We start from the raw sequence: 24840 nt of genomic DNA, 5'->3' as shown, positions 1-24840 counted from the left end.
TGCTCTGGAGGTAGCTCCTGCGTGATGGGCGTTTTATCCACCGATCACAAATGCGGGAAACCTAGCGGTTCATCTAGCGTTCATGACGAAGATGTGACAGTTCGACGAAGCTTTTATGACGTCGGAGTTTTCCAGTTGATCGCGTTGGTAATGAGGTCTGCAGCGGCGGCGCGTTTTGCGTCGCTTTCCACCGATTTCGGGGGAAGCGCTCGGTCGCCCGCCCTACGCACCGCACTCAGCGTTGCTTTTTGTGCCCTGCTTGCGCTCCTTGCCACCGCCACTGTCGAGATCATTGCCCGCGATGGGTTGGCCGACGTCCGCGAATTCCTGACATCGCCTGTGCGTCCGGGGATGACGACGGTTGTGATGTTGACTGTCCTGATGCTGTCGCTCGATGCAGTCCTGGGCCGGCGGTTCATTTCGGCGCTGATCGTTCTTCCGCTTGTGATCGTCCCCGCCATTGTATCCAACCAGAAGCAGCACTACCTTTCGGACCCGCTTTATCCATCGGACGTCCTTTTCGGGCGGCAGATCATGGAACTGCTCCCTGTGATGGTGCGCGACCGCCCCTGGACGGCCGTTGCAATGCTTGTCGGCATTGTCCTTTCCGCTACCGCGATTGTCATCTTCTGGCGCTTCGCCTGGCGCAACTTCCCGAAGCTCCCAAGGGCCTCTCGCGTCCGCCGGCTTTGCGTCGGCCTGCCCGTTATCGCGGCTTTCGGGTCCTTGATGGACTATTCCCAGTATTCCTTCATCCGTGACCGCCTGCAGGTGGTTCCGATGATGTGGGACCAGAAGGAAAACTACCGGAGCAACGGCTTCATCCTCGCCTTCATCTTCAACATTCCGATGGCAGACGTGGCAGCGCCTGTCGGCTTCGGTACAGAGGCGCTCGACGCCATCCCCGGCCGCAACTACGGCTACCTCAACGGACCACGCGAAAAGCCTGACGTGATCATGCTGATGAGCGAGTCATTCTGGGATCCGACCCGCCTGAAGACGCTGAGCCTGTCGCCAGATCCTATGCCGACGATCCGTGCAGAGCAGTCCGGCTATGTCTTCTCGCCGGAGTTTGGCGGCATGACCGCCAATGTCGAATTCGAGGCGCTGACAGGTTTCTCCAACGCCTTCCTGCCATACGGCAGCATTCCCTACCAGCAATACATCCGTCGTGATGTTCCCTCGCTCGCCACGTTCTTCCGTGGCGAAGGTTACGCGGCGCGGTCGCTGCATCCGTTCAGTGGCTGGTTCTGGAATCGCAACGAGGTTTACAAGGACTTCGGCTTCGAGCAGTTCCGCTCCGAAGAAACCCTGCCTCCCATGGAAAAGCGAGGCATCTTCGCTTCGGACGAGTCGCTTATGAAGGAGATCATGAACGAGGCTGACGGCATGGATCGCCCGTTCTTCTTCTTTGGTGTCACCTTGCAGGGACATGGCCCCTACGAACCGAACCGTTACGCCCACAACACTATCGACATCAAGGGCAACCTGAACGATGCCGACCGCGCCACCCTTGGCACCTATACGCAGGGTGTCAAGGAAGCCGACGACAGCCTCAAGATGCTGATGGATTGGGCAGAAAAGCGCGACCGCGAAACGATCATCGTGCTGTGGGGCGACCACCTGCCCCCGCTCGGCAATGTCTACATGGCGACCGGCTACATGCCGGACCAGGTTGCCACCCGCAAGGCATCAGTGAGCGTCATGAAGCAGGAACACGAGACCCCGCTCGTCATCTGGTCGAACAAGAAGGGCAGCAAGAAGGATGTCGGCACCATCAGCCCCTCACTGCTTCCGTACCACCTCCTGAAGTTCGCCGGCTTCGAGCATCCCTACTACACGGGCTTCCTCGGCCGCGTGCAGAAGAAGTACAGCGTCATCGACCGATATCAGCTCATCGCCCGCGACAACGCGGCATCTCCCGATTGGGTCCTGAAGCCGAAGAACCTCGATCCCCTCGTCCGGGACTATCGATACCTCCAGCATGACATCATGTTCGGCGAGGCTCAGACGCTCGAGCGGTTCTTCCCGCAGCATGCCTGGCTCTATGCGCAAGGCGCATAGAAAAGCGGCACAAGCCCGCATTGCAATTTGAAAACATTACGGAATACTGGCGCCCGAGCGATCTAGCATTCGGAGTCGGCCATGCATAACCTATCGGACCTCATCCACCATCACTTCGACAAGCCGGCCGACGAACTCGGCGAGATCGAAAGGCGCGTTCTCGCGAAGGCGCACGAGCGGAAGATAATCTCGACCGATATCAATGCCGCTCTTCAAGCCGAATCTTCCTCCGGCCAGCGCTTGGCAGATACGATTGCGCGTGTTGGCGGCTCGTGGAGCTTTATTATTGCTTTCCTGCTCTTCCTGGTCTTCTGGTGCGTTGTAAACACCATTGTATTGCTGACGCGCGCCTTCGATCCCTATCCGTTCATTTTCCTCAATCTCGTGCTTTCGATGCTGGCGGCGATCCAGGCTCCGATCATCATGATGTCGCAAAACCGCCAGGCGGAGCGCGATCGTTTCGAGGCGGCAAAAGACTATGAGGTCAATCTCAAAGCAGAACTGGAAGTTCTATCCCTGCATCAGAAGATTGACATGCGCGTGCTCACCGAAATTGCAGCATTGCGCGAAGACATCGAGCGTTTGAACCAGCGTCTGCCCAGTTGATCGAAGGATCCGGGATCGCTTGAATTTAACTATACCAATCGATTAACGATCCGCTAACCAAGTCCCGCATTGAAACATCGACGCAAATGTTGGAGGAGCAACGGGAACCAATCCGATCCGACAATACGATACGATGCTCACTGGCCGACTGCATACACGCGACGAAATCCTTCATCACCCTCTGTTTCTGTCGATCGAACGCCAGATCGCACTCCACCTTATCGGCATTCACAAGCGCGCTCCTCGCCTTGCCCGCCTCGCCGCCTCGCACCAAAAGTGGCTAATGACGCAAACGCTGTTTGCCATGCATGCCGGACGAGACCGAGGCAACCCACGTTCGGGGCTCACGGCCGGCCGCATGATGCAGGTGGCCAAAGAGTTCGATCTCGCCAGTAAGAATACGGCTGCGTCGTTCCTTGCAGAACTGATTGCCTATAAGTTCCTGCGGGATGCTGCCGATGAAACGCCCGACCGGCGCCTGCGTCGCCTCGAGACGACCGAGGCGAGCGAGGAGGCCATGGCCTCCTGGTTCCAGGGCCATATGGCCTGCCTCGATCAACTCGACGGCGGCAATCGCGCGAGCCTGACCGCTGACACCCCGCGGCTCTTCCTTCTCGCACAGCCGCGAGCTGCGCGTGCCCTTATCCAGGATCCGGTCTGGAAGGAACCCCGGAGCAGCATCGGGCATTTCCTCTGGTCGGATGTCGGCGGCCTCGTGCTGCACGATCTGATCAGCCGCCTGCCGGACGACGCGCGGGAGCATGATCGCACTCTGCTGAAAGGCGTGACGATCAGCGAAATCGCGAGCGACTTCGGCATCTCCCTCACCAACTTGAAACGGATGTTCAAGAAAGCAGAAACGGACGGCATGCTCGGCTGGGAAAACCCGCGCAACCGTGGCACGCTATGGCTTTCCAAGACATTCATCGAGGACTATTTCCACTGGCAATCCGCAAAGTTTGCCGAATTGGACAGCGCTATCCACTGGGCGGCCGGCCAAATCCGCTAGAGCATTCCGCCGATGCGAACTCATACGGAGCGACGTCCGATACGGTAGTCAGAGCGCGCCACCCGCCACCATCGTATAAAACAAAAAAGCCCGGCATCAGGCGGGCTTTTTCTTCTATTTTCGATCAACCGTTGACGGCCATGCGCTTTTCGTCGCGCCCGCCCTTCATGCGCTCGGCCAGCAGGAAGGCCAGTTCGAGCGCCTGGTCAGCATTGAGACGCGGGTCGCAATGCGTGTGGTAGCGATCGTGCAGATCCTCGGCCGTGACGGCGCGGGCGCCGCCGGTGCATTCCGTCACATCCTTGCCGGTCATCTCGATGTGGATGCCGCCCGGATGCGAACCTTCTGCACGATGGATCTGGAAGAAGCTTTCGACTTCCGACAGGATCCGCTCGAACGGACGCGTCTTGTAGTTGTTCAGCGTGATCGTGTTGCCATGCATCGGATCGCACGACCAGACGACCTTGCGCCCCTCGCGCTCGACCGCGCGGATGAGACGCGGCAGATGCTCGGCAACCTTGTCGTGGCCGAAGCGGCAGATCAGCGTCAGCCGGCCCGCTTCGTTTTCCGGATTGAGAATGTCGATCAGGTTCAGAAGATCGTCCGCCTGCAGAGACGGACCGCACTTCAAGCCGATCGGATTCTTGATGCCGCGGCAGTATTCGACATGGGCATGGTCTGCCTGGCGCGTGCGGTCGCCGATCCAGATCATGTGGCCCGAAGTCGCGTACCAGTCGCCAGACGTCGAGTCGACGCGCGTCAGCGCCTCTTCATAGCCAAGCAGCAACGCTTCGTGGCTGGTGAAGAAGTCCGTCTCCCGCAGGCTCGGATTGTTTTCCGCGCTGATGCCGATCGCCTTCATGAAGTCCATGGTTTCGCTGATGCGGCCGGCAAGCTTGCGGTAGCGCTCACCCTGCGGGCTATCCTTGACGAAGCCAAGCATCCACTGATGGACGTTCTCGAGGTTCGCGTAGCCACCCATTGCGAAGGCGCGCAGCAGGTTCAGCGTAGCGGCCGACTGGCGATAGGCCATAGCCTGGCGCTCCGGGTTCGGAATACGTGATTCTTCCGTGAACTCGATGCCGTTGATGATGTCGCCACGGTAGCTCGGAAGCGACACGCCATCCTGCGTCTCGATGCCGGAAGAGCGCGGCTTGGCGAACTGCCCGGCGATGCGGCCGACCTTGACCACCGGCAGCTGTGCCCCGAAGGTCAGGACGACGGCCATCTGCAGGAACGCACGGAAGAAGTCGCGGATGTTGTCGGCGCCATGCTCGGCAAAACTCTCGGCGCAATCGCCACCCTGCAGCAGGAAACCGTTGCCTTCTGCAACGTTGGCGAGATGCTTCTTCAGCCGGCGTGCTTCACCCGCAAAGACAAGAGGCGGATAGGATGCGAGCTGGGCTTCCGTTGCTGCCAATGCGGCCTGGTCCGGATAGTCCGGAACCTGCTGGATCGGTTTTTGCCGCCAACTACTCGGTGTCCAATTCTCTGCCATCTTACTCACCTGCTCCACCATCCGGTCAGTCCGGATGTTCCGTCCTAAAAATGTTGGGCGGCTTATAACCCTTTAGTGCCATCTTGCATAGCGGCGTTCCGCTCTTCGACACTGAGGATTAAATCGGCGACCACGCGCGATATAAAGGAATTCGATGACGTACTTTCAAACAGAAAACGTACGATCAACGATCACTATACCAAGACGGTTTGTATCCAATTTAAGCTTGTCCCGGAACAACGCCGGCAATTCTAATGAGGCGTCATACAGGCGCTCTTCCTCAACGTGATCCGCACGCCCCACATCACCAGCTGCTGGCGTCAGACATGAACACCGTCCCGAATGCGATAGCTCGGGGCATACATTGTGACGAGCTCTTCCGCGGCCGTCGGATGCACGGCCATCGTCCGGTCGAAATCGTCCTTCGTGCAGCCCGCCTTCAGCGTAATTCCAAGGATCTGGGCCATCTCACCGGCGTCGTGGCCGAGGATATGCGCGCCCACAACCTTTTGGCTGGCAGCGACCACAATCAGCTTCATGATCATCTTCTCGCCACGCCCCGACAGCGTCGCCTTCAGTGGACGAAACTGCGCACGGTAGACCTCGAGCTCCTTGTAGCGCTTGCCCGCTTCCTCCTCGGTCAGCCCTACGGTACCGATCTCGGGCTGCGAGAAGACCGCCGTTGCGATCGTCTCGTGATCGGGCTTGGTCGGATTGTCCTTGTACTCCGTCTCGATGAAGCACATTGCCTCGTGGATCGCCACCGGCGTCAACTGTATCCTGTCGGTGACATCGCCGAGCGCATAGATGTTCGGGACGTTGGTGCGAGAATAGTCGTCGACCACCACCGCTCCGCGCTCGTCAGTCTTCACACCGGCGGCTTCCAGGCCTAGGCCTTCCGTATTCGGAATGCGCCCGAGCGCCAGCATCACGACATCGGCAACCAGCGTGCCGTTCTTCAGCGTCTCGACGGAAAGACGACCGTCCTCTTTCGATACCTTCTGCAGCATATCATGGCAGAGGATGCGGATGCCCTTGGCGGTCATCGCCTCGTGCAGTCCCTGGCGGAGGTCCTGATCGAAGCGCGACAGAATCTCGGCGCCGCGATAGATCAGCGTCGTCTCGACGCCGAGGCCGTGAAAGATATTGGCAAACTCCACCGCGATATAACCGCCACCCGCAATCACAATCGCCTTCGGCAGCTCCTCCAGGAGGAAGGCCTCGTTGGAGGAAATGCAGAGTTCGTTCCCAGGCAAAGCCGCGTGCGGGTTCGGGCGGCCACCGGTCGCGATCACGATGGTCTTCGCGGTCACCGTCTTGCCGGTATTGACCAACCGGACCGTATGCGCGTCGACCAATTCGGCACGTGTTTCCAGGATTTCGGCGTTGGCGCCGGCCAGTCCCTTCTTGTAGAGCCCTTCCAGTCGCGCGATCTCGTTGTCCTTCGCGGCAATCAGCTTCTTCCAGTCAAACGAGCTCTCGCCGACCGTCCAGCCGAAGCCAGCGGCATCCTCGAAATGTTCATGGAACTGAGCCGCATAGACAAAGAGCTTCTTAGGCACGCAGCCGCGGATCACGCATGTTCCGCCGTAGCGGTACTCCTCTGCGATCGCGACCTTCTTACCGAGCGAGGCTGCAACGCGGGCGCTTCGCACACCGCCTGAGCCACCGCCAATGACAAAGAGATCGTAATCGTAGGACGTCATGAGAAACTCCGGATGGAATCGGCTGGTGAGGTGAAAGTGATATAGTATCGGCGGCCGCAAAAACAAAAGCCCGGACGGTGCCGGGCTTTTGATCTGTTATTCGCGCCTTCTTACGGCTTCGGCTTTGCAGCAGCCGGTGCAGCTGGCTTCGGCGCGGCCGTCGCAGCCGGGTTCGCCGGATCGGCAGCCGGCGGCGGGGCCTTGATGACCTTCACGAGTTCAGCGCTCGTCTGTTTCTGCAGATCGCGCGAGATGCCCTGCGCCCAAATGTCGGCGGCCTTGACGGTTTCGCGCGAAGCGATCGGGCCATCCTTGAGCAGCTTCTTGCCAACCGGCGAGTTGTAGAACTCGGCGATCGCGTTGAGTTCCTCGACGGAGAATGCCTTGGCATAGGTCAGCGCGGCTTCCTTCTCGAGATCGGCGCGACGCGGTGCAAGGGCCAGTGCCTGCTTGTCGACCTCAGCGGTGATCGCATCCTGGTAGTTCGGCGAGTCCTGGATGAGATCGGCCTTCAGGCGCTCAGCCAGTCCGGGCAGGATGTTGTCGAACTGCGCGGTGGCGCCGATCGCGTCGATCGCAGCGCGGGCCGCCTTCAGCTGCTCCGGAGAGGCTTCCTGCGCATGTGCGGCAAAGCCGAATGCGACGCCTGAGAAAATAACGGTCGCAGCAGCAAAACGGCCAAGACCTGCAAATTTAATCATGAGTTTCAATGCTCCTGTTACCTGTTCGCCCGCAGCGTGCGTGCGCCTGCTGGACCTGCAATGATCGCAAGCGCCGCCATTTTTAGAAAGAGCCCGTGTTCAACGACTCCGGGTATTGAATTCAGCTCGTTTGAAAGCGCCTCTGCATCAGGAATGCGGCCAAAAGATGCATCCAGGATGTAGTGGCCGCCGTCCGTCATGAAGTCTTCGCCACCGGATTGGCGCAGCGTCAGGCTGCCGCTCAACCCAAGCTTCGAGGCCTTCTTTTCGATCGCCATGCGTGTCGATACGAGTCCGAACGGATTGACCTCAATCGGTAGCGGAAATGCGCCAAGTGTCTCGACCAGTTTGCTCTCGTCGGCAATCACGATCATGCGCTGAGATGCCGCAGCGACGATCTTCTCGCGCAGCAGTGCACCGCCGCCACCCTTGATGAGCGTGAGGTCGGAATCGACCTCATCCGCGCCATCGATCGTCAGATCGAGTTCCGGCAGTTCATCCAGTGACTTCAGCGGTACGCCGAGCTCGACGCAAAGCCTTGCCGTGCGTTCGGAGGTTGGCACGCCTTCGACCTTGAAGCCGGTTGAAACCTTCTCTGCGAGCAGCCGAACAAACTCTTCGGCAGTACTCCCGGTTCCGATTCCAAGCCGCATGCCATATTCGACATGAGCGAGTGCGGCCTCGGCGGCCTTGATCTTCATTTCGCGGGCATCCATGCGCCGCTGACTCCGAATTATTGCGTTGGATGTGCTGTTTACACGGCTCGCTTGCCAAACGAAAGCCAAAAGAGCGTAATGATTTTTGAAAAGCCGTGGGCATTTGCAACTCGTCGCCTTTGCCGGCAAATATTGCTTTTCCGGTCCTCATCACCTACTGCCGATGACATCATTTCTGAAAGGCGCAATCCTTGACCCCTGCCCTTGTTGTATTCGATCTTGACGGAACACTGCTCGATACTCACACCGATCTTGTTGAGAGCCTGAATTATACGATCGCGGCAATCGGTGTGGCGCCGGTCAGCTACGACGACCTCACGCATCTCGTCGGACATGGCGCCAAGGTCATGATCGAGCGGGCCTGCGGTCTTCGAGGACATCCGTTGGCACAGGAACAGCTTCCTGCCCTGCTCAACCGCTTCATTACGCACTACACCGACAACATGCCGGGACATACCGCGCCTTACCCCAGCCTGGTCGAGGCAATGGATCAACTGAAGAGTGCCGGCTGCAAGCTTGCCGTTTGCACCAACAAGCTCGAGGGCCTGGCGCGCAACCTGATCGAGAAGCTTGAACTCACCCATTATTTCGATGCCATTACCGGCGGCGACACCTTCACCGTCAGGAAGCCCGACGCCCAGCATCTTCTCGGAACCATCGAGCGCGCCGGCGGCGATGTCCGCAGGACCGTCATGATCGGCGACAGCGTCAACGACATTCTTGTTGCCCGCAATGCCGGCGTCCCTTCGATCGCCGTGCCGTTCGGCTATTCCGACGTCCCCGTCGAGACCCTCGGGCCAACGAGCGTGATTACGCATTTCAAGGAGTTAACTCCTGCGCTGATCGACGAATTGATCGAGGACTTCACCTCGGCAACGCCGGCGGCGGCGGCAGGCTGACGCAAAAGAAAAGGCGGCCCGCGGCCCAGCCCCTAACCCGATCGCGCGAAAAAACCCTCGCGAAACCCTGACCTACGCAAGGAGGTTTTGCGACATGCCTAGCCTCGACTATGGACTCTTCTTTTGCAGAGGCGCAGATTCAGGATACGAGGGGCAAGTTGCAAATCGTCCGATGCCGCATGCGTGATATGCGCAACTGATACATGATTGGCTCGCGATAGTTCCAAGTGGGTTGCGCATAGCCCGCATGTCCCTGTTCAGGTGACCGACGAATGGACGGTGTGGGAAATATGCCTGATTTCCAGCGCAGAAATTTTCTCGTTCAAGGCAGCACGGCGGCGCTCGCCGGGATGGCCGGTCTCAATTCTTCATCTCCTGCGTCCGCGGCTCCGACGGACGAGCTCGTGGCCGCTGCCAAGGCAGAGGGCCACCTCACCGTTGTCGGCCTGCCTCGCGACTGGTGGGGATACGGGGACATCATCGACGGCTTCAAGGCGAAATACGGCCTTGGTATCACCGAACTTATGCCCGATGCGGGATCGGCCAAGGTGATCAATACCATCAGAAATGCGAGGGACACAGCCGACCCGCAAGCGCCGGATGTCATCGACGTCGGTCTGCCTTTCGCCTTATCGGCGAAGAGGGACGGCCTGCTGCGGCCTTACAAGGTGGCGGCGTGGGAAGCCATTCCGGACGCAGCCAAGGATCCTGATGGATACTGGTACGGCGGCTACTACGGCACGCTTGCCTTCGAGGTCAACGCGGATATCGTGACGACGATGCCGACCGATTGGGCGGACCTCGCCTCGCCGAAATACAGAAATGCCGTGGGTCTCGCCGGCAATCTGACATCAAATCAAGCCATCCAAGGCATTTTCGCTGCGGGCCTGTCAGCTGCTCACGGCAACGCGCACGAGGCAGCCGATCAGGGGCTGAGCTTCTTTGCAGACCTCAGTCGCCGCGGCAACTTCGTTCCTATCGTCGGCGGCCTTGCTTCGCTTGAGGACGGGCGCACGCCTATCCTCGTTCGCTGGGACTACCTTGCAGCTACTGATCGCGAACGATCAGGAGGACGAACCAGGATTGAGATCGTGAGGCCGAAGACGGGCATCGTCGGTGGCGTCTATGCCCAGGCCATCAGCGCGTTCACTCCGCATCCGAACGCAGCCCGATTGTGGATGGAATACCTATACACGGAGACGCGGGCCTTCCTGAATAGCGGGTATGCGCCTGCCGACTTGGAAGGAAAGCTGGCGCGGGTTCAGCATTCTGGTACCGAAGTCTACCCGCTCTTCCCAACACAGGAAGAACTCGATAGGGCAAGGGAGATCATCACCAACGGGTGGGGAGACGTCGTCGGAGTGCAAATCCAGTGTCTCCCGTACGGAAACCCTTCCGGTATCCCAATGGTTTTCAGTGAAGGCACCATCGGACAGCGCACGATGTCGCGGTAGGCGATATGGTTTTGATCGCCGTGCCATTCGACTATTCCGACATCCCGTCGAGATCCACGGAGCCTGCACAGATCGACGAATTGATCGCGGAGCTTGCTTCCGCAACGCGCGCAGCGGCGGCAAGCCGATCGCAAAAAGAAAAGGCGGCTCCCCGGCCGCCGTCATATCATCGGTGCGATCAAATCTGCGCGCCACGCGCCTTCGTCGTCGCATCGAAAGCCTTCTGCACATAGGCGTCGCGGCCGTATACGTCATCGAAATACTGGATGACACCATCCTTGTTCGGCCAGGCCGTGAAGTAAGCCACGTAGACCGGGATCTTCTGCGGAACCTGCAGGGCGTGGTTCTTGCCCGTGGCAATCTCCTTGCCGATCTGGTCCACCGACGTGTTCAGCACGGCCGCTGCCATCGCGCGTGGCTCGGCAAGGCGGACGCAACCATGGCTGAGGGCGCGCATATCGCGCTTGAAGAAGCTCTTCGAAGGCGTGTCATGCATGTAGATGGCGTGAGCATTCGGGAAAAGGATCTTGAGTTCGCCAAGCGCATTGTCGTCGCTCGGCGGCTGGCGCACGGAAACGTTGGTCGTCGAGCCGTACCAGTCGACGCTGGACGACGCCACGGCGCGACCGCCGACTGTTACCTCATAGCCCATCCGGTCCAGATAGCTCGGGTCGGAGCGCAGGCGCGGCAGCATCTCGTTGATGATGATCGACTGCGGCACACCCCAGAAAGGATTAAACTCGACCGTCTCGATCTGATCCTGGAAGAAGAAGGTCTGGTGCGACGGCTGACCGACCACCACGCGCATCGACAACTGTTCCTTGTTGTCGTTGTGGTAGTAGACCATATAGGCCGGCTGGTTGATGAAGACGTAGCGCGAGCCGAGGTCGGCCGGCAGCCAGCGGGCCTGCTCCAACGCAACAATCAGCTTCTCGACCTTCGATGCGTTGCTGTCGCCGCCAGCCATGATGCGGACCGTCGCCTGGCCGATAACGCCGTCCGGCTTCAGTCCATGTTCCTTCTGGAAACCTTCAACGAGCGAAACGATCTCAGGCGAATATTCGGTGCTGCCCGTATAGGCGGAGAGCGTTGTCGCATGTTCCGCCTTGAGCGCGGCCGAGCCATGCTTGCCGATCGCCTTCACGATGTTCGGGATTTCGGACGAGTTGTCGCCCGGACGAAGCAGGCCGCTCAGCGCGATATCGATGCGCTCTTCGCTGGCTCCCTCTGCGCGCAACTTCGCCAGTTCGCCTTCGAGTGCAACGAACTGCGGCGCATCCGGCGTACGGCTTCTGAGATAGGCTGCAGTATCCGGGCTCATGCGGGCGAGCTTCAGCACCGGCGCAAGGTTCACGTCCTTACGCTTGAAATCGTGATAGCCGGAGAGCTTGTTCGGATCGACGCGACCACGAACTGTATCCTGGACATAGGCGAGCACCTTTGCGGACAGTTCCAGTTCAAACTGCGTCAGGGCGCGGTCACGGACTGCCGGATCCGGATTGGTCGGATCCTCCGCCGGCACCTGGACCGTATAGTCGGCCGGGTCGAGACCGACCGAAGCGGCATCCGCCAGAACGTCCATCGCCGCCTTGGCACGATCGTTGACATCCGTTCCGGCGAGCCAGACCAGCGGATTCTTCACATCGCCGTAATAGGCCTCAAGCGCCCTGGCGACTTCGACGGGGGCGCGCACCTTCGCCTCGATAAGGAAGCGGCGCTGTACCGACGGCGTTGCCTCGGTCGCAGCCGACGCATCGGCAACTGCCCCGGTGACGACAGGATCGGTAAACTTGCCGGTATCGACGAAGCGCATCGCATCTGGCTGATAGGTATAGTAGCGCGGGCTCGAAACCTTCGGCAGCGGCGCATCCGGAGCCGACTGAAGGAAGGACGGAACCGACCGCCTCGGATTGACAATCGTGCTCTGGGTGCGAGCGCGATCCCCGCGGATCATATCCATCAACGTGTAAGCCTGCGCGGGCGTGGAACCCATCGCAGCCATGCCGCAGGAAAGCGCTAGTGCGGAAGCCGCACCTTTCAGAAGGAATGTCATGCTTTTATCCAGTCCCAGTGTCATGCTGTCTTCAAATCGCGGGCAAAAACCCGCCTTAAAACTCGTTTCATCCGGCGCGAGCGTCACATGGCAGAAACTGGCCGCAGCCGCCAGCCTTGGGCCTCTCAACCCAAAGTAACGCGGAAAACGCTTATGCCGAGCCCCAGTTCACACAAAATAATGAAATTATTAGTTAATTTTTTACTTTATTTTCGCCTTCGGACACAGTGGCCAACGAGGCACTGAAATATAAAAATTTAGCCGTGTCTAAATGGCCACTGATCACCCGCCGATAACATGATTTATACATTCATATTTTGCATTTCCAGCAGTTTTCTTCGTCCCGTTTCGGACCTATAAGACGCATCTCCGAAGGCACCGCGACAGAAAGGCATGACCATGACCTCCACCCGCACCGAAACAGATACGTTCGGCCCGATCGAAGTACAGAACGACAGATATTGGGGTGCTCAGGCGCAGCGCTCGCTCGGCAATTTCAAGATTGGCTGGGAGAAGCAGCCGCTTTCGATCGTTCGCGCCCTCGGCATCGTCAAGCAGGCGGCGGCGCGTGCCAACATGGCGCTCGGTCAGCTCAATCCGGAGGTCGGCAACGCCATTGTCGACGCGGCGCAGGAAGTGATCGACGGCACGCTCAACGACCACTTCCCCCTCGTTGTCTGGCAGACGGGCTCCGGCACGCAGTCAAACATGAATGCCAACGAAGTGATCTCCAACCGTGCCATCGAATTGTTGGGCGGCGTCATGGGATCGAAGAAGCCGGTGCATCCCAACGATCACGTCAATATGAGCCAGTCGTCAAACGACACCTATCCGACGGCCATGCATATCGCCTGTGCGGAGCAGATCGTGCGCCACCTGCTTCCGAGCTTGAAGCACCTGCACGCCGCGCTCGACATGAAGGTCACCGAATTCAGCCACATCATTAAGATCGGCCGCACGCACACGCAGGATGCGACGCCGCTGACGCTTGGCCAGGAATTCTCCGGCTATGCAGCGCAGGTCGGCTCCGCCATCAAGCGCATCGAATTGACGCTTCCTGGCCTTTGCGAGCTGGCCCAGGGCGGCACCGCGGTCGGCACCGGTCTCAACGCGCCTGTTGGATTTGCCGAGAAGGTCGCTGACGAGATCGCCGAAATCACCGGCCTGCCCTTCGTGACGGCCCCGAACAAGTTCGAAGCACTCGCCGCCCATGACTCCATAGTGTTCAGCCATGGCGCCATCAATGCGGCCGCCGCCGCGCTCTTCAAGATTGCCAACGACATCCGCCTGCTGGGCTCCGGTCCCCGCGCCGGCCTCGGCGAACTCGCCCTTCCCGAGAACGAGCCCGGCTCCTCGATCATGCCCGGCAAGGTCAACCCGACCCAGTGCGAGGCGCTGACGCAGGTCTGCATCCACATCTTCGGCAACAACGCGGCCCTCACCTTCGCCGATAGCCAGGGCCACTTCGAGCTCAACGTCTACAATCCGATGATGGCCTACAACTTCCTCCAGTCGGTGCAACTGCTCGGCGACGCCGCCGTTTCTTTCACCGACAATTGCGTCGTCGGCATCGAGGCGCGCGAGGACAACATCAAGGCCGGTCTCGAACGGTCCCTGATGCTGGTCACGGCGCTTGCTCCGAAGATCGGCTATGACAACGCCGCCAAGATCGCCAAGACCGCGCACAAGAACGGCACGACCCTGAAGGAAGAAGCGTTGGCGAGTGGCCTCGTCACCGTCGAGGAATACGACGCAATCGTTCGCCCTGAAACGATGATCGGCCCGAAGTAAGCCTGCCTCCTCGCTTGCTTGAAACAGTTGACACCGCCGTACCCGCGGCGGTGTTTTCCAGATTTTCATGACTAAAACAGACAAGTTTTAGAATTATTGCAATTGCGAAGACGCCCGAATAGATCATCTGCGATTTCGGTCCGCATGAAAGGTCCCTCGATGGCTGACGATCTTTTCCCCCTCAGCAAAGACTCCACCCAATACCGCAAGATCAGCAGCGACTACGTCTCTGTCGACAGCTTCAAGGGGCAGGATATCCTGACCGTCGAGCCGGAAGGCATCCGCCTCCTTGCCGAAACGGCCTTTGCCGACATCAACCATCTCCTGCGACCCGGCCACCTGAAGCAGCTCGCCTCGATCCTCGAAGACCCGGAGGCGACCGACAACGACCGCTTCGTTGCTTATGACCTGCTGAAGAACGCCAACATCGCCGCAGGCGGCATCTTGCCGATGTGCCAGGACACCGGCACGGCGATCATAATGGGCAAGAAAGGACGCCGCGTCTGGACCGAAGGTGAGGACTACTCGGCTCTCGCCAAGGGCGTCATGGACGCGTACGAGAAGAAGAACCTGCGCTATTCGCAGCTCGCGCCCATCAAGATGTTCGAGGAAAAGAACACCAAGAACAACCTGCCGGCGCAGATCGACATCTACGAGGAAGGCACCGACTCCTACGACTTCCTGTTTGTCGCCAAGGGCGGCGGTTCGGCCAACAAGACCTTCCTCTACCAGGGCACCCCGTCGCTCCTGACGCATGACCGGATGATCGACTTCCTTAAGGAGAAGATCCTTACGCTGGGTACGGCAGCCTGTCCCCCCTACCATCTGGCGATCGTCATCGGCGGCACCTCCGCCGAAATGAACCTGAAGACCGTCAAGCTCGCCTCGACGCGCTACCTCGACGATTTGCCGACCGAAGGTTCCGAGAGCGGCCACGCGTTCCGCGACCTCAAGATGGAGAAGGAAATCCACAAGCTGACGCAGCAGATGGGCGTCGGCGCGCAGTTCGGCGGCAAGTATTTCTGCCACGACGTCCGCGTCATCCGCCTGCCCCGCCACGGCGCATCCCTTCCGATCGGCCTCGGCGTTTCCTGCTCCGCCGACCGCCAGGCGAAGGGCAAGATCACCCGCGACGGCATCTTCGTCGAGCAGCTGGAGACCGATCCCTCCAAATACATGCCTGAGATCGACGAGTCGAAGCTGTCGGACTCGATGGTCCGGATCGATCTCAACCAGCCGATGAGCGCAATCCTGGCCGAACTCAGCAAGCACCCGGTCAAGACCCGCCTGTCGCTGACGGGCACGATCATCGTCGCGCGCGACCTTGCCCACGCCAAGATCCGCGAGCGACTGGAAAAAGGCGAAGGCATGCCGGATTACATGAAGAACCATCCGGTTTACTACGCCGGCCCGGCCAAGACCCCGGCGGGCTACGCCTCAGGCTCTTTCGGCCCGACGACCGCCGGTCGCATGGATTCATATGTCGACCAATTCCAATCCTTCGGCGGCTCCATGGTGATGCTTGCCAAGGGCAACCGCTCCCGCGCCGTGCGCGAAGCCTGTAAGACACATGGCGGCTTCTACCTCGGCTCGATCGGCGGACCGGCTGCCCGCCTCGCGCAGGACTGCATCAAGAAGGTCGAGGTGCTGGAGTATCAGGAACTGGGCATGGAAGCCGTGTGGAAGATAGAGGTCGAAGACTTCCCGGCCTTCATCGTCACCGACGACAAGGGCAACGACTTCTTCCAGGAATTCAACCTCGGCTGATCGACGTCAATGGATTGCCGCGGTCGCCCGATGGTCGACCGTGGCGGTATCGACGCGATTTGCGAGATCAGCAACATTGAGGACCTCCTCCGCCTTCACGCTGGCGAGAATGTCGCTGCGAAATACACCGTCGAAGAAACCATCCTGCTGGATCAGCGCGACGGAGCCTGCAATGACTGCAGCAACAAGGACGATCGGCGAAGTGTGACGAGAGCTTTCCAAGATCTCTGCCTTCCGTTGGAGCCACACGGCTCTTTCGGGGGGAATGTGCGCCTTCTCGCCGATCCGCAACAGCGCGACCGATCGACACCGACTGTCAACAAATATGAAACAATGCAAAAGCAACTGAAACGACTGGTTGGATTTTTTATTTTGCGCCACTCGCCCATAAGGCGAAATTACCGCAACCCTTCTGCAGCTTCTCAGATAAAAATCAATACGATAAGCAAATAACGCAGAATAATGGATAAATTTCACATGTAATCATTGGTATATCCTCTCTTAATCATTTCCCAATATTTCTTAGCTATCAAATTAAAGACTGCATTTGACATTCAATTGAGGAGTAGTCGCATGACGACGGCCGCAGCGCCAACGAGGGCGCAGGTTCCCGACGTGGCAGGTCAGATCACGTTCGCCATGCGCTCCATGGGCGTCGCACCGATCCCTCGGAACTACGAACTCTTTTACGAAGCCTATATCGGCTCCAACCCGGCGCTGACACGAGATCTTGCTGCGCTCGGCAGTCAGGCGACGCAGGAGGAACTGGACGCGCTCGGGGCGCAGTATTTTACGCACAGCCCTGCCCGTGTGTTCGACGACGCGCACGGTCGCATTGCCGCCGAGCTCGAGACGCTGCTGCGCGTGCTGCGCCAGGAGCAAATCTCGCTGGAGAGCTACAACAAGCTGCTTGGCGAAACCTACAAGCGGATCAGCTCGAAGAACCATACCAGCGTGGAGCTTATCGAAAACGCCCTCAGCCTGCTCACGCAGGCAACCGGCGACACAATGGCGCACGGCGAACGCACGGTCGAGAACGTCGTCCAGCGATCGCAGGAAATGGATCAGGTCCGAAAGGAGCTTGACGAATACAAGCGTATCGCCAACACGGACTCATTGACACGCCTGTCGAACCGCCGTGCATTCGACGATCGCCTCGCCGCCGTCTACAACAATCCGGCCATGCGGCCCGTCACTGCGCTGGTGCTCGCCGACATCGACAATTTCAAGAAGATCAACGACACCTACGGTCATCCGGTCGGCGACAAGATTCTCGCCACGGTCGCCTCGGTCATCCGCGCCAACGTCCGCCGCGACGTTTTCGTCGCCCGCACCGGCGGCGAGGAGTTCGCCCTCATCATAGAAGGCAATACGGCCGACGAAGTCATGGGGATGGCCGAGCGCATTCGTCGCACGCTGGAAACGACGCCCTTCACCAACTCGCGCACCAGAATAAACTACGGGCCGGTCACGGTATCGGTCGGCGTCTGTATGGCGTCCTACGCGGAAGACGCCGGCGAGCTTTACCACAGGGCCGACGTTGCCCTTTACGGCGCAAAGAATTCCGGCCGCAACTGCAGCGTCCTCTTCGAAGACGGTATGCAGAAGGACTTCACGAAGAGCTGGCTGATCTACAAGGGATAGACCCTGGCAAGCAGCGTCTTCGCCTGCCTGTCGATGAGCTTGATTGCCGCAATCGCCCGTCGCCATCGCAATGGACCGCGATTTGCGCGGCCCTCCTTCCTAAGAGGTGGGCCTGCCAATCCTACGCGGAAGCCTACCACATCGTCCTGGCGGCACGCTCCGGCCATTCGCGGTCATAGGTTTCGTAGTCGAAATCCCCTGTCGCCGCCTTCAGCATCAAACCGGGCGTTGGCAGGCTCTTCGGATCGATGAAGGTTGCCGGATTCCACAGCTCCGAACGGATCAGCGCACGAGCGCATTGGAAATAGACCTCGTCGATCGTAATGGCGATCACCGTACGCGGATGCTTTCCGTCCATCACGAAGCTGGACAGGACTGCCTCGTCGTTCGTCACGACACCACGCCCGTTAATACGCATGGTGGTGTTCGAACCGGGAATGAGGAACATCAGCGCCAGGCGTGGATCCCGCACGATGTTGGAGAGCGAATCCACCCGGTTATTGCCGCGCCAGTCAGGCAGATGCAGCGTCCGGTCGTCGACGATGCGCACGACGCCGCCGATATCACCGCGCGGCGAACAGTCGAGGCCTTCGGGTCCCACCGTCGCGAGTGCCACGAAGGGCGACGCCTCGATCATCTCGCGATAGAGCGGCGTCAGATAGTCCGTCACCTTGGCTACGGATGCCTGCGTCAGCCCGCCAGCGTAGATCGCTGCGAGTTCCTCTACCGTTTCAATGATTTTCATGACTGTCCTGCCGCTTTCTATCGTGGCGGCCTTTAGCTGCCTAACGTGACGTTACAATGACACGCGCCGCGCAGGAAGAGCGAAAAGCGGAATGATCTCAGCATCCTTTCCGGAATCGTCCTCCGCGAGAAAACCCCTAATCGCATCGAGAACCGACCGCGCCGCCACGATGCGACGGTGCCCGAAGCCATTTGCCCAGTGGAGCCGCACGGCATTGCCTGCGGCCGCGTAACGCCGAGCGTGATTGGCACTCACTTCCTTGTCGTCCTCCGCGTGCACGATCATCACTGGCCGCTGGATCGCGCCGGCCGCCCCGCTCGCATCGAACGCCTCCAGTCGCCGACCGGTGACACGGTGCACCTCGTTCTCCAGCGCCTGCTGTGCCGGGCGCCTAAGCCCGATCAGCCTGCCGAAATCCTTGAAGAGCCAGTGCATTTCGCTTGGCGAGCCGATCAGCACCAGCTTTTCCGGAAGCACGGCAGACTCGCCAGGCAACATGCCTGCCGCGGCCACCATCAGCGCGGCGCCGCCAAAGGAGTGGCCGATCGCGGCATCGAACGCACCGAATCGACGCTCGGCCGCGGCGATCGCCTTCACCGCCATGCCCATGTGGAGCATCCTCCCCGCCGCGCGGCCATGACCGGGAAAGTCGACCGCGATCACTTCCGCGCCGGTTGCCGCCAAGGTCGTCGCGATGTCGGCCATGTAGGCACCGCTCGATCCCCAGCCATGGGTCACAAGATAGCGCGGGCGCCGTCCCAAGGCGCCACCGTTCAGCCGATAGGCATGCGCCCGTCCGCCGCCGGCCAGACGAAGCGTGAACCGCTCCGCTCCGGCAAGCTTTGCCGCGCCGGCCGCATGTGCTGCTTTCGCCTTCTCGCCCTTTGGCCTTGTCGAGGGTGTTACGCAGAACAGGCGGAACGCCGCCTTCCCGGCGAGGCGCGGCGAAACCGACTGCAGCAGGGAAAAACCGAGGCGGGTGACCTTCAGCGCAAAGTTTGTCATAGTGGGAATCCAATAATGTTCAACACTGAACAATAAAGTACAACGATGAACAAAAATCAATCCCTGCCCTGGGATCATCCGCGTTTTCGCAGCTGGATCGCTGTTGCCCGCGCCTGCCAACTCATGCAGCAGTCGCTCGGTCGCTCGCTATCCGAACTCGATATCAAGACCCCGCACCTCGATATTCTGATCAATCTCTATCGCTTCGAGGGCATCTCGCAGCAGGAACTCGCCCGCAAGCTGCTGGTCGGTCGCTCGAACATGAGCATGCTCTTGCCGCAGATGGAGAAGCGCGGGCTGATCGAACGGCGCGGCGATGAGAAGGACAAGCGCGTACTGCGCCTCTTCCTGACGCCGGAAGGCCGGAATGTCACGGAGAAGGCCATGGTCATCCAGACCGACCTCATCGAGCGGGTGCTTTCGCCCGAGCCGATCGAGCAATGCATGGCGATGGCCGGATCAATGGAACGGATCATCCGGGTCCTGCAGCAAGACCTTGTCGACGAAGACTGATCTCAGTGAACGGTGTGGCCGACCGTTTGCCCCGCAAGGGATTTGTATTCCCACGCGGCCACGATGATCAGCACCAGCATCGCGAGGATACCGGCAAGGTAGACCTCGATGAACGGCGCAATGAAGGCGAGCAGAATCAAGAGCACAAGGCCGGCCAGATGCGACAGCGGCATACGTCCGCTGGTCGCCCCTTTGAACCAGAGATTGCCGGCAAGAAACAGTCCGGAGCCACCGAGTACGGAGGCCATCACGCCTAGATTGCCAGTCTCATGCGGATGCGAGAACATGAACTCGACGGCGACGGCGTGAACGATGATGCCCGCCAGGATCGGGATATGGGCATAGGTGAACGCCAGCCGTGCCAGGCTTCCCGGCGTTTCGTCGTGTTCGATCCGATGCGCCGCCCGCTCGTGGCCGAAGCGGAAATAGAGCCACCACATCGCCACCGTCCCCGCGAATCCAGTCCCGAAGACGACCGCCGTCAATGGCGAAAACGGCATTTCCGAGAAAGTCCGCCCCGACACCAGCACCGCCTCGCCAAGGCAGATGATGACGAAAAGCGCGCAACGCTCGGCCATATGCGCGCCCGACACGTCCCAGTCCGCGGCGGTCGATTTGCCAAGTCCCGGGACGGTAAAGCCGCTCGCCGGAGCGGCATATTCGATAGCAAGGGCGATGAGCCATGCGATCAGTCGCGCCTCGTGTTCCAGAAGGCCGCCGGCGATCCAGAAGACACCGGAAAATATTAGCCAGCTACTGATGCGCACGAAATTCCGATACTTCAAGGCGTCCGACTTGACCGCATAGCACGCAAACAGCGATCGACCGACCTGCATGAGCACGTAGGACCCGGCAAAGAGCAGCCCCTTGTCGCCAAAAGCCTCGGGGATAGACGCGGAAAGAACCAGGCCAAGCAGCATCAAGACGACGAGCATGCCGCGAACCGCCATCTTGTCGGGGTCGAGCCAGTTTGTAACCCAGGTCGTGAATATCCACACCCACCAGACGGCAAAGGTCATCAGGCCGGCTTCAAGAGCGCCGAGCGGCGTATAGTGCGCCGCGAGGGCATGCGAGAGCTGCGAGATCGAGAAGACGAAGACGAGATCGAAAAACAGTTCGAGGAAGCTGACCCTGCTTTCACTCGGACTGCCTTTGGCGCGCAGCCAGTTTCGCTTGCTCGTTCCCGCCATGCATTTCCCCCTTGCGGCAATTGTCGCTTAACGCGGCTTCTCTGAGGTGTCGCGGCTCATGCCCTTTTCGCGCAGCTCTTCTTCATAGGCCGAGAACAGCTCCTCGCCGCGCTCGCCGAGCTCGCGCAGATAGGTCCAGGTATAGATGCCGGTATCATGCATGTCGTCAAAGCCGATGCGCACCGCATAATTGCCGGTCGGCGTCATTGAAATGATCGCGACATTGCGCTTGCCGGGAACGGTGACTTTCTGCCCGGGCCCGTGCCCCTGCACCTCCGCCGATGGCGAAAGCACCCGCAGCATCTCGGCGGAAAGATCGAAACTCTGCTCGTCGTTGAACGTCACGACGAGGTGCTGCCGGTCTTTTGAAACTCTGAGTTCAGTCGGCCAGATATCGGTCATGATCCCATTCCCCTTCAAAATCACGAGTAGGCAATGAGGCTTGCCGAGGCAAGCTCAATTTACCGTGCGTAAGGGGCGTTTCCCTTGACGCGGCAATGGCATATACGCACATTAGTAGCATTGCGGAGGTATTCGTGAACAGCAACGTCGGAACGACAGGCAACGCATCGCCACTGGTTGCAGAGACGAAACCGATGATCGACCCGTTCAAACGGGCCGTGACCTATCTGCGTGTCTCCGTCACCGACCGCTGCGACTTCCGCTGCACCTACTGCATGGCCGAGCACATGACCTTCCTGCCGAAACAGGAGCTGTTGACGCTCGAGGAATTGCACCGGCTCTGTTCCGCCTTTATCGCCAAGGGCGTGCGCAAGCTGAGACTCACCGGCGGCGAGCCGTTGGTGCGCAAGAACATCATGTATCTCGTGCGGGAACTCGGCAAACAGATCGGCTCCGGCCTCGACGAGCTGACCCTGACCACCAACGGCTCGCAGCTTTCCCGCTTTGCCGGCGAGCTCTATGATAGCGGCGTGCGTCGCATCAACGTCTCGCTCGACACGCTTGATCCCGACAAGTTCCGCCAGATCACCCGCTGGGGCGATTTCCACAAGGTGATGGAAGGCATCGAGGCGGCCCAGAAGGCCGGCCTCAAGGTCAAACTGAATGCGGTAGCACTGAAGGACTTCAACGACACCGAAATGCCGGAGATGATCCGCTTCGCGCACGGCCGCGGCATGGATCTCACCGTCATCGAAACCATGCCGATGGGCGAGATCGAGGAAGACCGGACCGACCGCTACCTGCCGCTGTCGAAGCTCAGGGCCGATCTCGAAGAACGATTCACCTTCTCCGACATCGGCTACCGCACCGGCGGTCCGGCACGCTATGTCCAGGTGAAGGAAACCGGCGGCCGGCTCGGCTTCATCACTCCGATGACGCATAATTTCTGCGAGAGCTGCAACCGCGTCCGACTGACCTGCACCGGCACGCTTTACATGTGCCTTGGCCAGAACGACGCCGCGGATCTACGCGCCGCCTTGCGCGCCACCGAGGACGACGGATTGCTCTATGCGGCGATCGACGAGGCCATTTCGCGCAAGCCCAAGGGCCACGACTTCATTATCGACCGCACCCACAATCGCCCTGCCGTTGCCCGCCACATGAGTGTCACGGGTGGGTGACACCCGCGGAGCTAGGGCAGCTTACGTCCGGTTGATCGAAACCCCGCCATCCGCCAGCATTGACGTCCCGGTCACAAAGCTCGCCATATCCGATCCCAGGAACAGTGCGGCCTTGGCGATCTCCTCCGGCCGTGCCAGCCGTTTCAACGCGTGCAGGCCATGGATGAAGGCGACGAGCTGCATGTCGGGATTCTCGAAATTCGCCGGGTTCAGCGCGGTGTCTGTGCCCCCGGGCAACAGCGCGTTGACGCGGATGTTTTTCGGACCGAGCTCGGCGGCAAGAACCTGCACCAGGCCGGTCAGTCCCGCCTTGCTTGCCGCATAGGCACCCATCCCAGGCATTCCTGCCGTGTGACCGACGAAGGTCGAGGTGAAGACGATCGACCCGCGGCCGCGGGCGATCATTGCTGGCACCTGATATTTCGCTGCCAGAAATGCGCTGGTGAGATTGACCGCCAGCATTTCGTTCCAGCCATCCAGCGACAGGTCAGCCACCGGCGCCGATTCGCCGGCGCTGCCGGCGTTGTTGAAGGCAACATCCAGACCGCCGAAGCGTTCGACCGCCACTTCGACCAGCCGCCAGTTCAAAGCCTCGTCGCGCACGTCGCCGGCAACCGCAACCGCCTCGCCGCCCGCATCTCCGATCTCTTCGACCAGCATGCCAAGCTGAGCCTCGCGTCGCGCCGCGACGACCAGCCGCGCGCCTTCGGCTGCAAAGAGCTTGGCGGCCGCCCGGCCGATGCCGGAGCTCGCGCCGGTTATGATCGCAACCTTGCCATCCAGATATCTCATGTCGGAACCTCCGCTTGTTGTTCGCGGTATCCCAATCCCAGACATCCTGGCGCTCAGCCACCCGTTTCCTGCCCGTGTCGGCGCGCGCCCTATTGTGCACTGCGCAATCGAATTATTTCGGGTGTGTCTTTCGTTCGATACCCATGGCGCCTGGCACGCTCTAAGAACACGTGTACGAGAATCGGAATATCGACATGCCGCGGTCCCGCAACACCCAGGGCGCCATCTACATGAGTTCGGCCATGGCCGGATTTTCCTGCAGCGACGCACTTTCCAAATCAGTTATCGCTTACATGAATGCCGGCCAGATCATGTGTCTGCGCGGCCTCTTCACCAGCATCTTCGTCTACTTCATCGCGCGCCACATGGGTGCCTTGCGATCGTGGCGCATCATCCTCAAGCCCATGATCATCATCCGCGTCATTTGCGAGATATTGGCAGCGGTGACTTACATTACGGCGCTCGGAATGATGCCGATCGCGAACGCATCGGCCATCCTGCAGTCGCTGCCGCTGGTCGTGACCTTCGGTGCGGCGCTATTCTTCCGCGAACCCGTCGGCTGGCGTCGCTGGTCGGCCATTCTCGTCGGCCTGATTGGCGTGCTGATCATCATTCGGCCGGGACCGGACGGTTTCACGGCCGCAGCTCTCCTCTGCGTTGGCAGCGTCCTCACGACGGCCGGCCGCGACCTCGCCACGCGCGGCATCGCCCCCGAGATCCCGTCACTGATGATCACAGTGGTGACGGCCGTCTCGGTAACGGTCGTCGGTGCATTGCTGACGCCGCTGCTGGGAGGATGGGAGCCGGTTAGCGTGACTTCGCTTTCGCACCTGCTGCTCGCCGCCATTCTCGTCCTGGTCGGCTATCAGTCGGTCATCATGGCGATGCGCACCGGTGAAATCTCTTTCGTCGCACCGTTCCGCTACACCAGCCTTATCTTCTCGACATTGCTGGGCTTCGTCTTCTTTGCGGAGTTTCCCGATGTCTGGACGCTCGGCGGTGCGGCTATCGTCATAGCGTCCGGCCTCTACACGTTCTATCGTGAGGCCAAGCGCCATGTACCGCCGGTCGCCCAGGAGTCCGAGCCGAGAACCCCCGTCTGAG

Annotated in this window: 22 protein-coding genes; 11 read left to right on the top strand and 11 right to left on the bottom strand. The window is 60.0% G+C overall.

Going from position 1 to position 24840, the window contains the following annotated elements; all coding sequences use genetic code 11:
- Nucleotides 1-135: 135 nt before the first annotated feature.
- From IB244_RS15910 to IB244_RS15900, 3 genes are all read left to right on the top strand, one after another.
- Nucleotides 136-2064 (top strand): LTA synthase family protein, encoded by a 1929-nt coding sequence (locus IB244_RS15910; protein ID WP_192304774.1) that lies wholly within the window; start codon nucleotides 136-138, stop codon nucleotides 2062-2064.
- An 81-nt stretch (nucleotides 2065-2145) separates the two neighbouring features.
- The gene (locus IB244_RS15905; RefSeq protein WP_018854826.1) at nucleotides 2146-2670 is read left to right on the top strand and encodes a DUF1003 domain-containing protein; all 525 of its coding nucleotides are present in this window, start codon (nucleotides 2146-2148) and stop codon (nucleotides 2668-2670) included.
- Nucleotides 2671-2803: 133 nt separating this feature from the next.
- Nucleotides 2804-3679, top strand: a complete 876-nt coding sequence (locus tag IB244_RS15900) for a hypothetical protein (protein ID WP_192304772.1) — start codon at nucleotides 2804-2806, stop codon at nucleotides 3677-3679.
- Nucleotides 3680-3803: 124 nt separating this feature from the next.
- Here the strand turns inward: IB244_RS15900 and IB244_RS15895 are convergent, their stop codons facing one another.
- From IB244_RS15895 to rpiA, 4 genes are all read right to left on the bottom strand, one after another.
- Nucleotides 3804-5177 (bottom strand): class II 3-deoxy-7-phosphoheptulonate synthase, encoded by a 1374-nt coding sequence (locus IB244_RS15895; RefSeq protein WP_018854824.1) that lies wholly within the window; start codon nucleotides 5175-5177, stop codon nucleotides 3804-3806.
- Nucleotides 5178-5497: 320 nt separating this feature from the next.
- Nucleotides 5498-6883 (bottom strand): glutathione-disulfide reductase, encoded by a 1386-nt coding sequence (gor, locus tag IB244_RS15890; RefSeq protein ID WP_192304770.1) that lies wholly within the window; start codon nucleotides 6881-6883, stop codon nucleotides 5498-5500.
- Between the two features lie 110 nt (nucleotides 6884-6993).
- Complete coding sequence (locus IB244_RS15885) at nucleotides 6994-7584, bottom strand: DUF2059 domain-containing protein (RefSeq protein WP_018854822.1); 591 nt, start codon at nucleotides 7582-7584, stop codon at nucleotides 6994-6996.
- Between the two features lie 17 nt (nucleotides 7585-7601).
- Entirely contained in the window at nucleotides 7602-8300 is a 699-nt protein-coding gene (gene rpiA, locus IB244_RS15880; protein ID WP_169680241.1) for a ribose-5-phosphate isomerase RpiA, read from the bottom strand.
- Between the two features lie 191 nt (nucleotides 8301-8491).
- On the opposite strand from rpiA, the gene IB244_RS15875 reads away from it, so the two are divergent.
- On the top strand, nucleotides 8492-9199 hold the full coding sequence (locus IB244_RS15875) for an HAD family hydrolase (protein ID WP_192304768.1): 708 nt from the start codon (nucleotides 8492-8494) through the stop codon (nucleotides 9197-9199).
- Between the two features lie 350 nt (nucleotides 9200-9549).
- A complete protein-coding gene (locus IB244_RS15870; protein WP_246734428.1) occupies nucleotides 9550-10653 on the top strand; it encodes an ABC transporter substrate-binding protein in 1104 nt (367 codons plus the stop codon).
- A 178-nt stretch (nucleotides 10654-10831) separates the two neighbouring features.
- On the opposite strand, the gene IB244_RS15865 is transcribed toward IB244_RS15870, so the two are convergent.
- Nucleotides 10832-12706 (bottom strand): murein L,D-transpeptidase, encoded by a 1875-nt coding sequence (locus IB244_RS15865; RefSeq protein ID WP_192304766.1) that lies wholly within the window; start codon nucleotides 12704-12706, stop codon nucleotides 10832-10834.
- Nucleotides 12707-13105: 399 nt separating this feature from the next.
- Here IB244_RS15865 and fumC point away from each other — a divergent pair, with 399 nt between their 5' ends.
- Both fumC and IB244_RS15855 read left to right on the top strand, forming a co-directional pair.
- On the top strand, nucleotides 13106-14497 hold the full coding sequence (gene fumC / locus IB244_RS15860; protein WP_192304816.1) for a class II fumarate hydratase: 1392 nt from the start codon (nucleotides 13106-13108) through the stop codon (nucleotides 14495-14497).
- Between the two features lie 159 nt (nucleotides 14498-14656).
- A complete protein-coding gene (locus IB244_RS15855; protein ID WP_169680236.1) occupies nucleotides 14657-16264 on the top strand; it encodes a fumarate hydratase in 1608 nt (535 codons plus the stop codon).
- Between the two features lie 6 nt (nucleotides 16265-16270).
- Here IB244_RS15855 and IB244_RS32230 read toward each other — a convergent pair whose 3' ends face one another.
- Nucleotides 16271-16741 carry a hypothetical protein gene (locus tag IB244_RS32230; RefSeq protein ID WP_245267896.1) on the bottom strand — a complete coding sequence of 157 codons (471 nt, stop codon included), beginning with the start codon at nucleotides 16739-16741 and terminating at the stop codon, nucleotides 16271-16273.
- Nucleotides 16742-16837: 96 nt separating this feature from the next.
- Between IB244_RS32230 and IB244_RS15845 the strand changes: the two genes are divergently transcribed.
- Nucleotides 16838-17908, top strand: coding sequence for a GGDEF domain-containing protein (locus tag IB244_RS15845; RefSeq protein WP_025662762.1), 1071 nt, complete (start codon nucleotides 16838-16840; stop codon nucleotides 17906-17908).
- A gap of 133 nt (nucleotides 17909-18041) precedes the next feature.
- Here the strand turns inward: IB244_RS15845 and IB244_RS15840 are convergent, their stop codons facing one another.
- Together IB244_RS15840 and IB244_RS15835 are read right to left on the bottom strand one after the other, a co-directional pair.
- Complete coding sequence (locus IB244_RS15840; protein ID WP_169680234.1) at nucleotides 18042-18653, bottom strand: pyridoxamine 5'-phosphate oxidase family protein; 612 nt, start codon at nucleotides 18651-18653, stop codon at nucleotides 18042-18044.
- A gap of 51 nt (nucleotides 18654-18704) precedes the next feature.
- Nucleotides 18705-19658, bottom strand: a complete 954-nt coding sequence (locus IB244_RS15835; RefSeq protein ID WP_169680232.1) for an alpha/beta hydrolase — start codon at nucleotides 19656-19658, stop codon at nucleotides 18705-18707.
- A gap of 45 nt (nucleotides 19659-19703) precedes the next feature.
- Between IB244_RS15835 and IB244_RS15830 the strand changes: the two genes are divergently transcribed.
- Nucleotides 19704-20171 (top strand): MarR family winged helix-turn-helix transcriptional regulator, encoded by a 468-nt coding sequence (locus IB244_RS15830; RefSeq protein ID WP_018854811.1) that lies wholly within the window; start codon nucleotides 19704-19706, stop codon nucleotides 20169-20171.
- A gap of 2 nt (nucleotides 20172-20173) precedes the next feature.
- On the opposite strand, the gene IB244_RS15825 is transcribed toward IB244_RS15830, so the two are convergent.
- The gene (locus IB244_RS15825; RefSeq protein WP_018854810.1) at nucleotides 20174-21361 is read right to left on the bottom strand and encodes a low temperature requirement protein A; all 1188 of its coding nucleotides are present in this window, start codon (nucleotides 21359-21361) and stop codon (nucleotides 20174-20176) included.
- Nucleotides 21362-21388: 27 nt separating this feature from the next.
- Nucleotides 21389-21763: a gamma-butyrobetaine hydroxylase-like domain-containing protein gene (locus IB244_RS15820; RefSeq protein WP_018854809.1), complete on the bottom strand. Its 375-nt coding sequence runs from the start codon at nucleotides 21761-21763 to the stop codon at nucleotides 21389-21391.
- A gap of 134 nt (nucleotides 21764-21897) precedes the next feature.
- Between IB244_RS15820 and moaA the strand changes: the two genes are divergently transcribed.
- Entirely contained in the window at nucleotides 21898-22944 is a 1047-nt protein-coding gene (gene moaA, locus IB244_RS15815; RefSeq protein WP_018854808.1) for a GTP 3',8-cyclase MoaA, read from the top strand.
- Between the two features lie 21 nt (nucleotides 22945-22965).
- Here moaA and IB244_RS15810 read toward each other — a convergent pair whose 3' ends face one another.
- Entirely contained in the window at nucleotides 22966-23736 is a 771-nt protein-coding gene (locus IB244_RS15810; RefSeq protein WP_018854807.1) for an SDR family oxidoreductase, read from the bottom strand.
- 194 nt (nucleotides 23737-23930) lie between these two features.
- Here IB244_RS15810 and IB244_RS15805 point away from each other — a divergent pair, with 194 nt between their 5' ends.
- Nucleotides 23931-24839 (top strand): DMT family transporter, encoded by a 909-nt coding sequence (locus tag IB244_RS15805; RefSeq protein WP_018854806.1) that lies wholly within the window; start codon nucleotides 23931-23933, stop codon nucleotides 24837-24839.
- The last annotated feature ends 1 nt before the right edge of the window (nucleotide 24840 follow it).

The sequence above is a fragment of the Rhizobium sp. RHZ02 genome (assembly GCF_014851575.1).
Classification (GTDB): domain Bacteria; phylum Pseudomonadota; class Alphaproteobacteria; order Rhizobiales; family Rhizobiaceae; genus Rhizobium; species Rhizobium altiplani.
The sequence above is the reverse complement of the archived record's forward strand: the minus strand, read 5'-3'. Positions and strand labels throughout refer to the sequence as shown.

Bases quoted from the DNA above. Each gene is read 5' to 3' on its own strand.
- gor (WP_192304770.1), bottom strand. From the start codon at position 6,883: ATGACGTCCTACGATTACGATCTCTTTGTCATTGGCGGTGGCTCAGGC.
- IB244_RS15855 (WP_169680236.1), top strand. From the start codon at position 14,657: ATGGCTGACGATCTTTTCCCCCTCAGCAAAGACTCCACCCAATACCGC.
- IB244_RS15825 (WP_018854810.1), bottom strand. From the start codon at position 21,361: ATGGCGGGAACGAGCAAGCGAAACTGGCTGCGCGCCAAAGGCAGTCCG.
- fumC (WP_192304816.1), top strand. From the start codon at position 13,106: ATGACCTCCACCCGCACCGAAACAGATACGTTCGGCCCGATCGAAGTA.
- IB244_RS15895 (WP_018854824.1), bottom strand. From the start codon at position 5,177: ATGGCAGAGAATTGGACACCGAGTAGTTGGCGGCAAAAACCGATCCAG.
- IB244_RS15840 (WP_169680234.1), bottom strand. From the start codon at position 18,653: ATGAAAATCATTGAAACGGTAGAGGAACTCGCAGCGATCTACGCTGGC.
- IB244_RS15830 (WP_018854811.1), top strand. From the start codon at position 19,704: ATGAACAAAAATCAATCCCTGCCCTGGGATCATCCGCGTTTTCGCAGC.
- IB244_RS15820 (WP_018854809.1), bottom strand. From the start codon at position 21,763: ATGACCGATATCTGGCCGACTGAACTCAGAGTTTCAAAAGACCGGCAG.
- IB244_RS15805 (WP_018854806.1), top strand. From the start codon at position 23,931: ATGCCGCGGTCCCGCAACACCCAGGGCGCCATCTACATGAGTTCGGCC.
- IB244_RS15900 (WP_192304772.1), top strand. From the start codon at position 2,804: ATGCTCACTGGCCGACTGCATACACGCGACGAAATCCTTCATCACCCT.
- IB244_RS15885 (WP_018854822.1), bottom strand. From the start codon at position 7,584: ATGATTAAATTTGCAGGTCTTGGCCGTTTTGCTGCTGCGACCGTTATT.
- IB244_RS15870 (WP_246734428.1), top strand. From the start codon at position 9,550: ATGGCCGGTCTCAATTCTTCATCTCCTGCGTCCGCGGCTCCGACGGAC.
- IB244_RS15845 (WP_025662762.1), top strand. From the start codon at position 16,838: ATGACGACGGCCGCAGCGCCAACGAGGGCGCAGGTTCCCGACGTGGCA.
- IB244_RS15810 (WP_018854807.1), bottom strand. From the start codon at position 23,736: ATGAGATATCTGGATGGCAAGGTTGCGATCATAACCGGCGCGAGCTCC.
- IB244_RS15835 (WP_169680232.1), bottom strand. From the start codon at position 19,658: ATGACAAACTTTGCGCTGAAGGTCACCCGCCTCGGTTTTTCCCTGCTG.
- IB244_RS15905 (WP_018854826.1), top strand. From the start codon at position 2,146: ATGCATAACCTATCGGACCTCATCCACCATCACTTCGACAAGCCGGCC.
- IB244_RS15865 (WP_192304766.1), bottom strand. From the start codon at position 12,706: ATGACATTCCTTCTGAAAGGTGCGGCTTCCGCACTAGCGCTTTCCTGC.
- rpiA (WP_169680241.1), bottom strand. From the start codon at position 8,300: ATGGATGCCCGCGAAATGAAGATCAAGGCCGCCGAGGCCGCACTCGCT.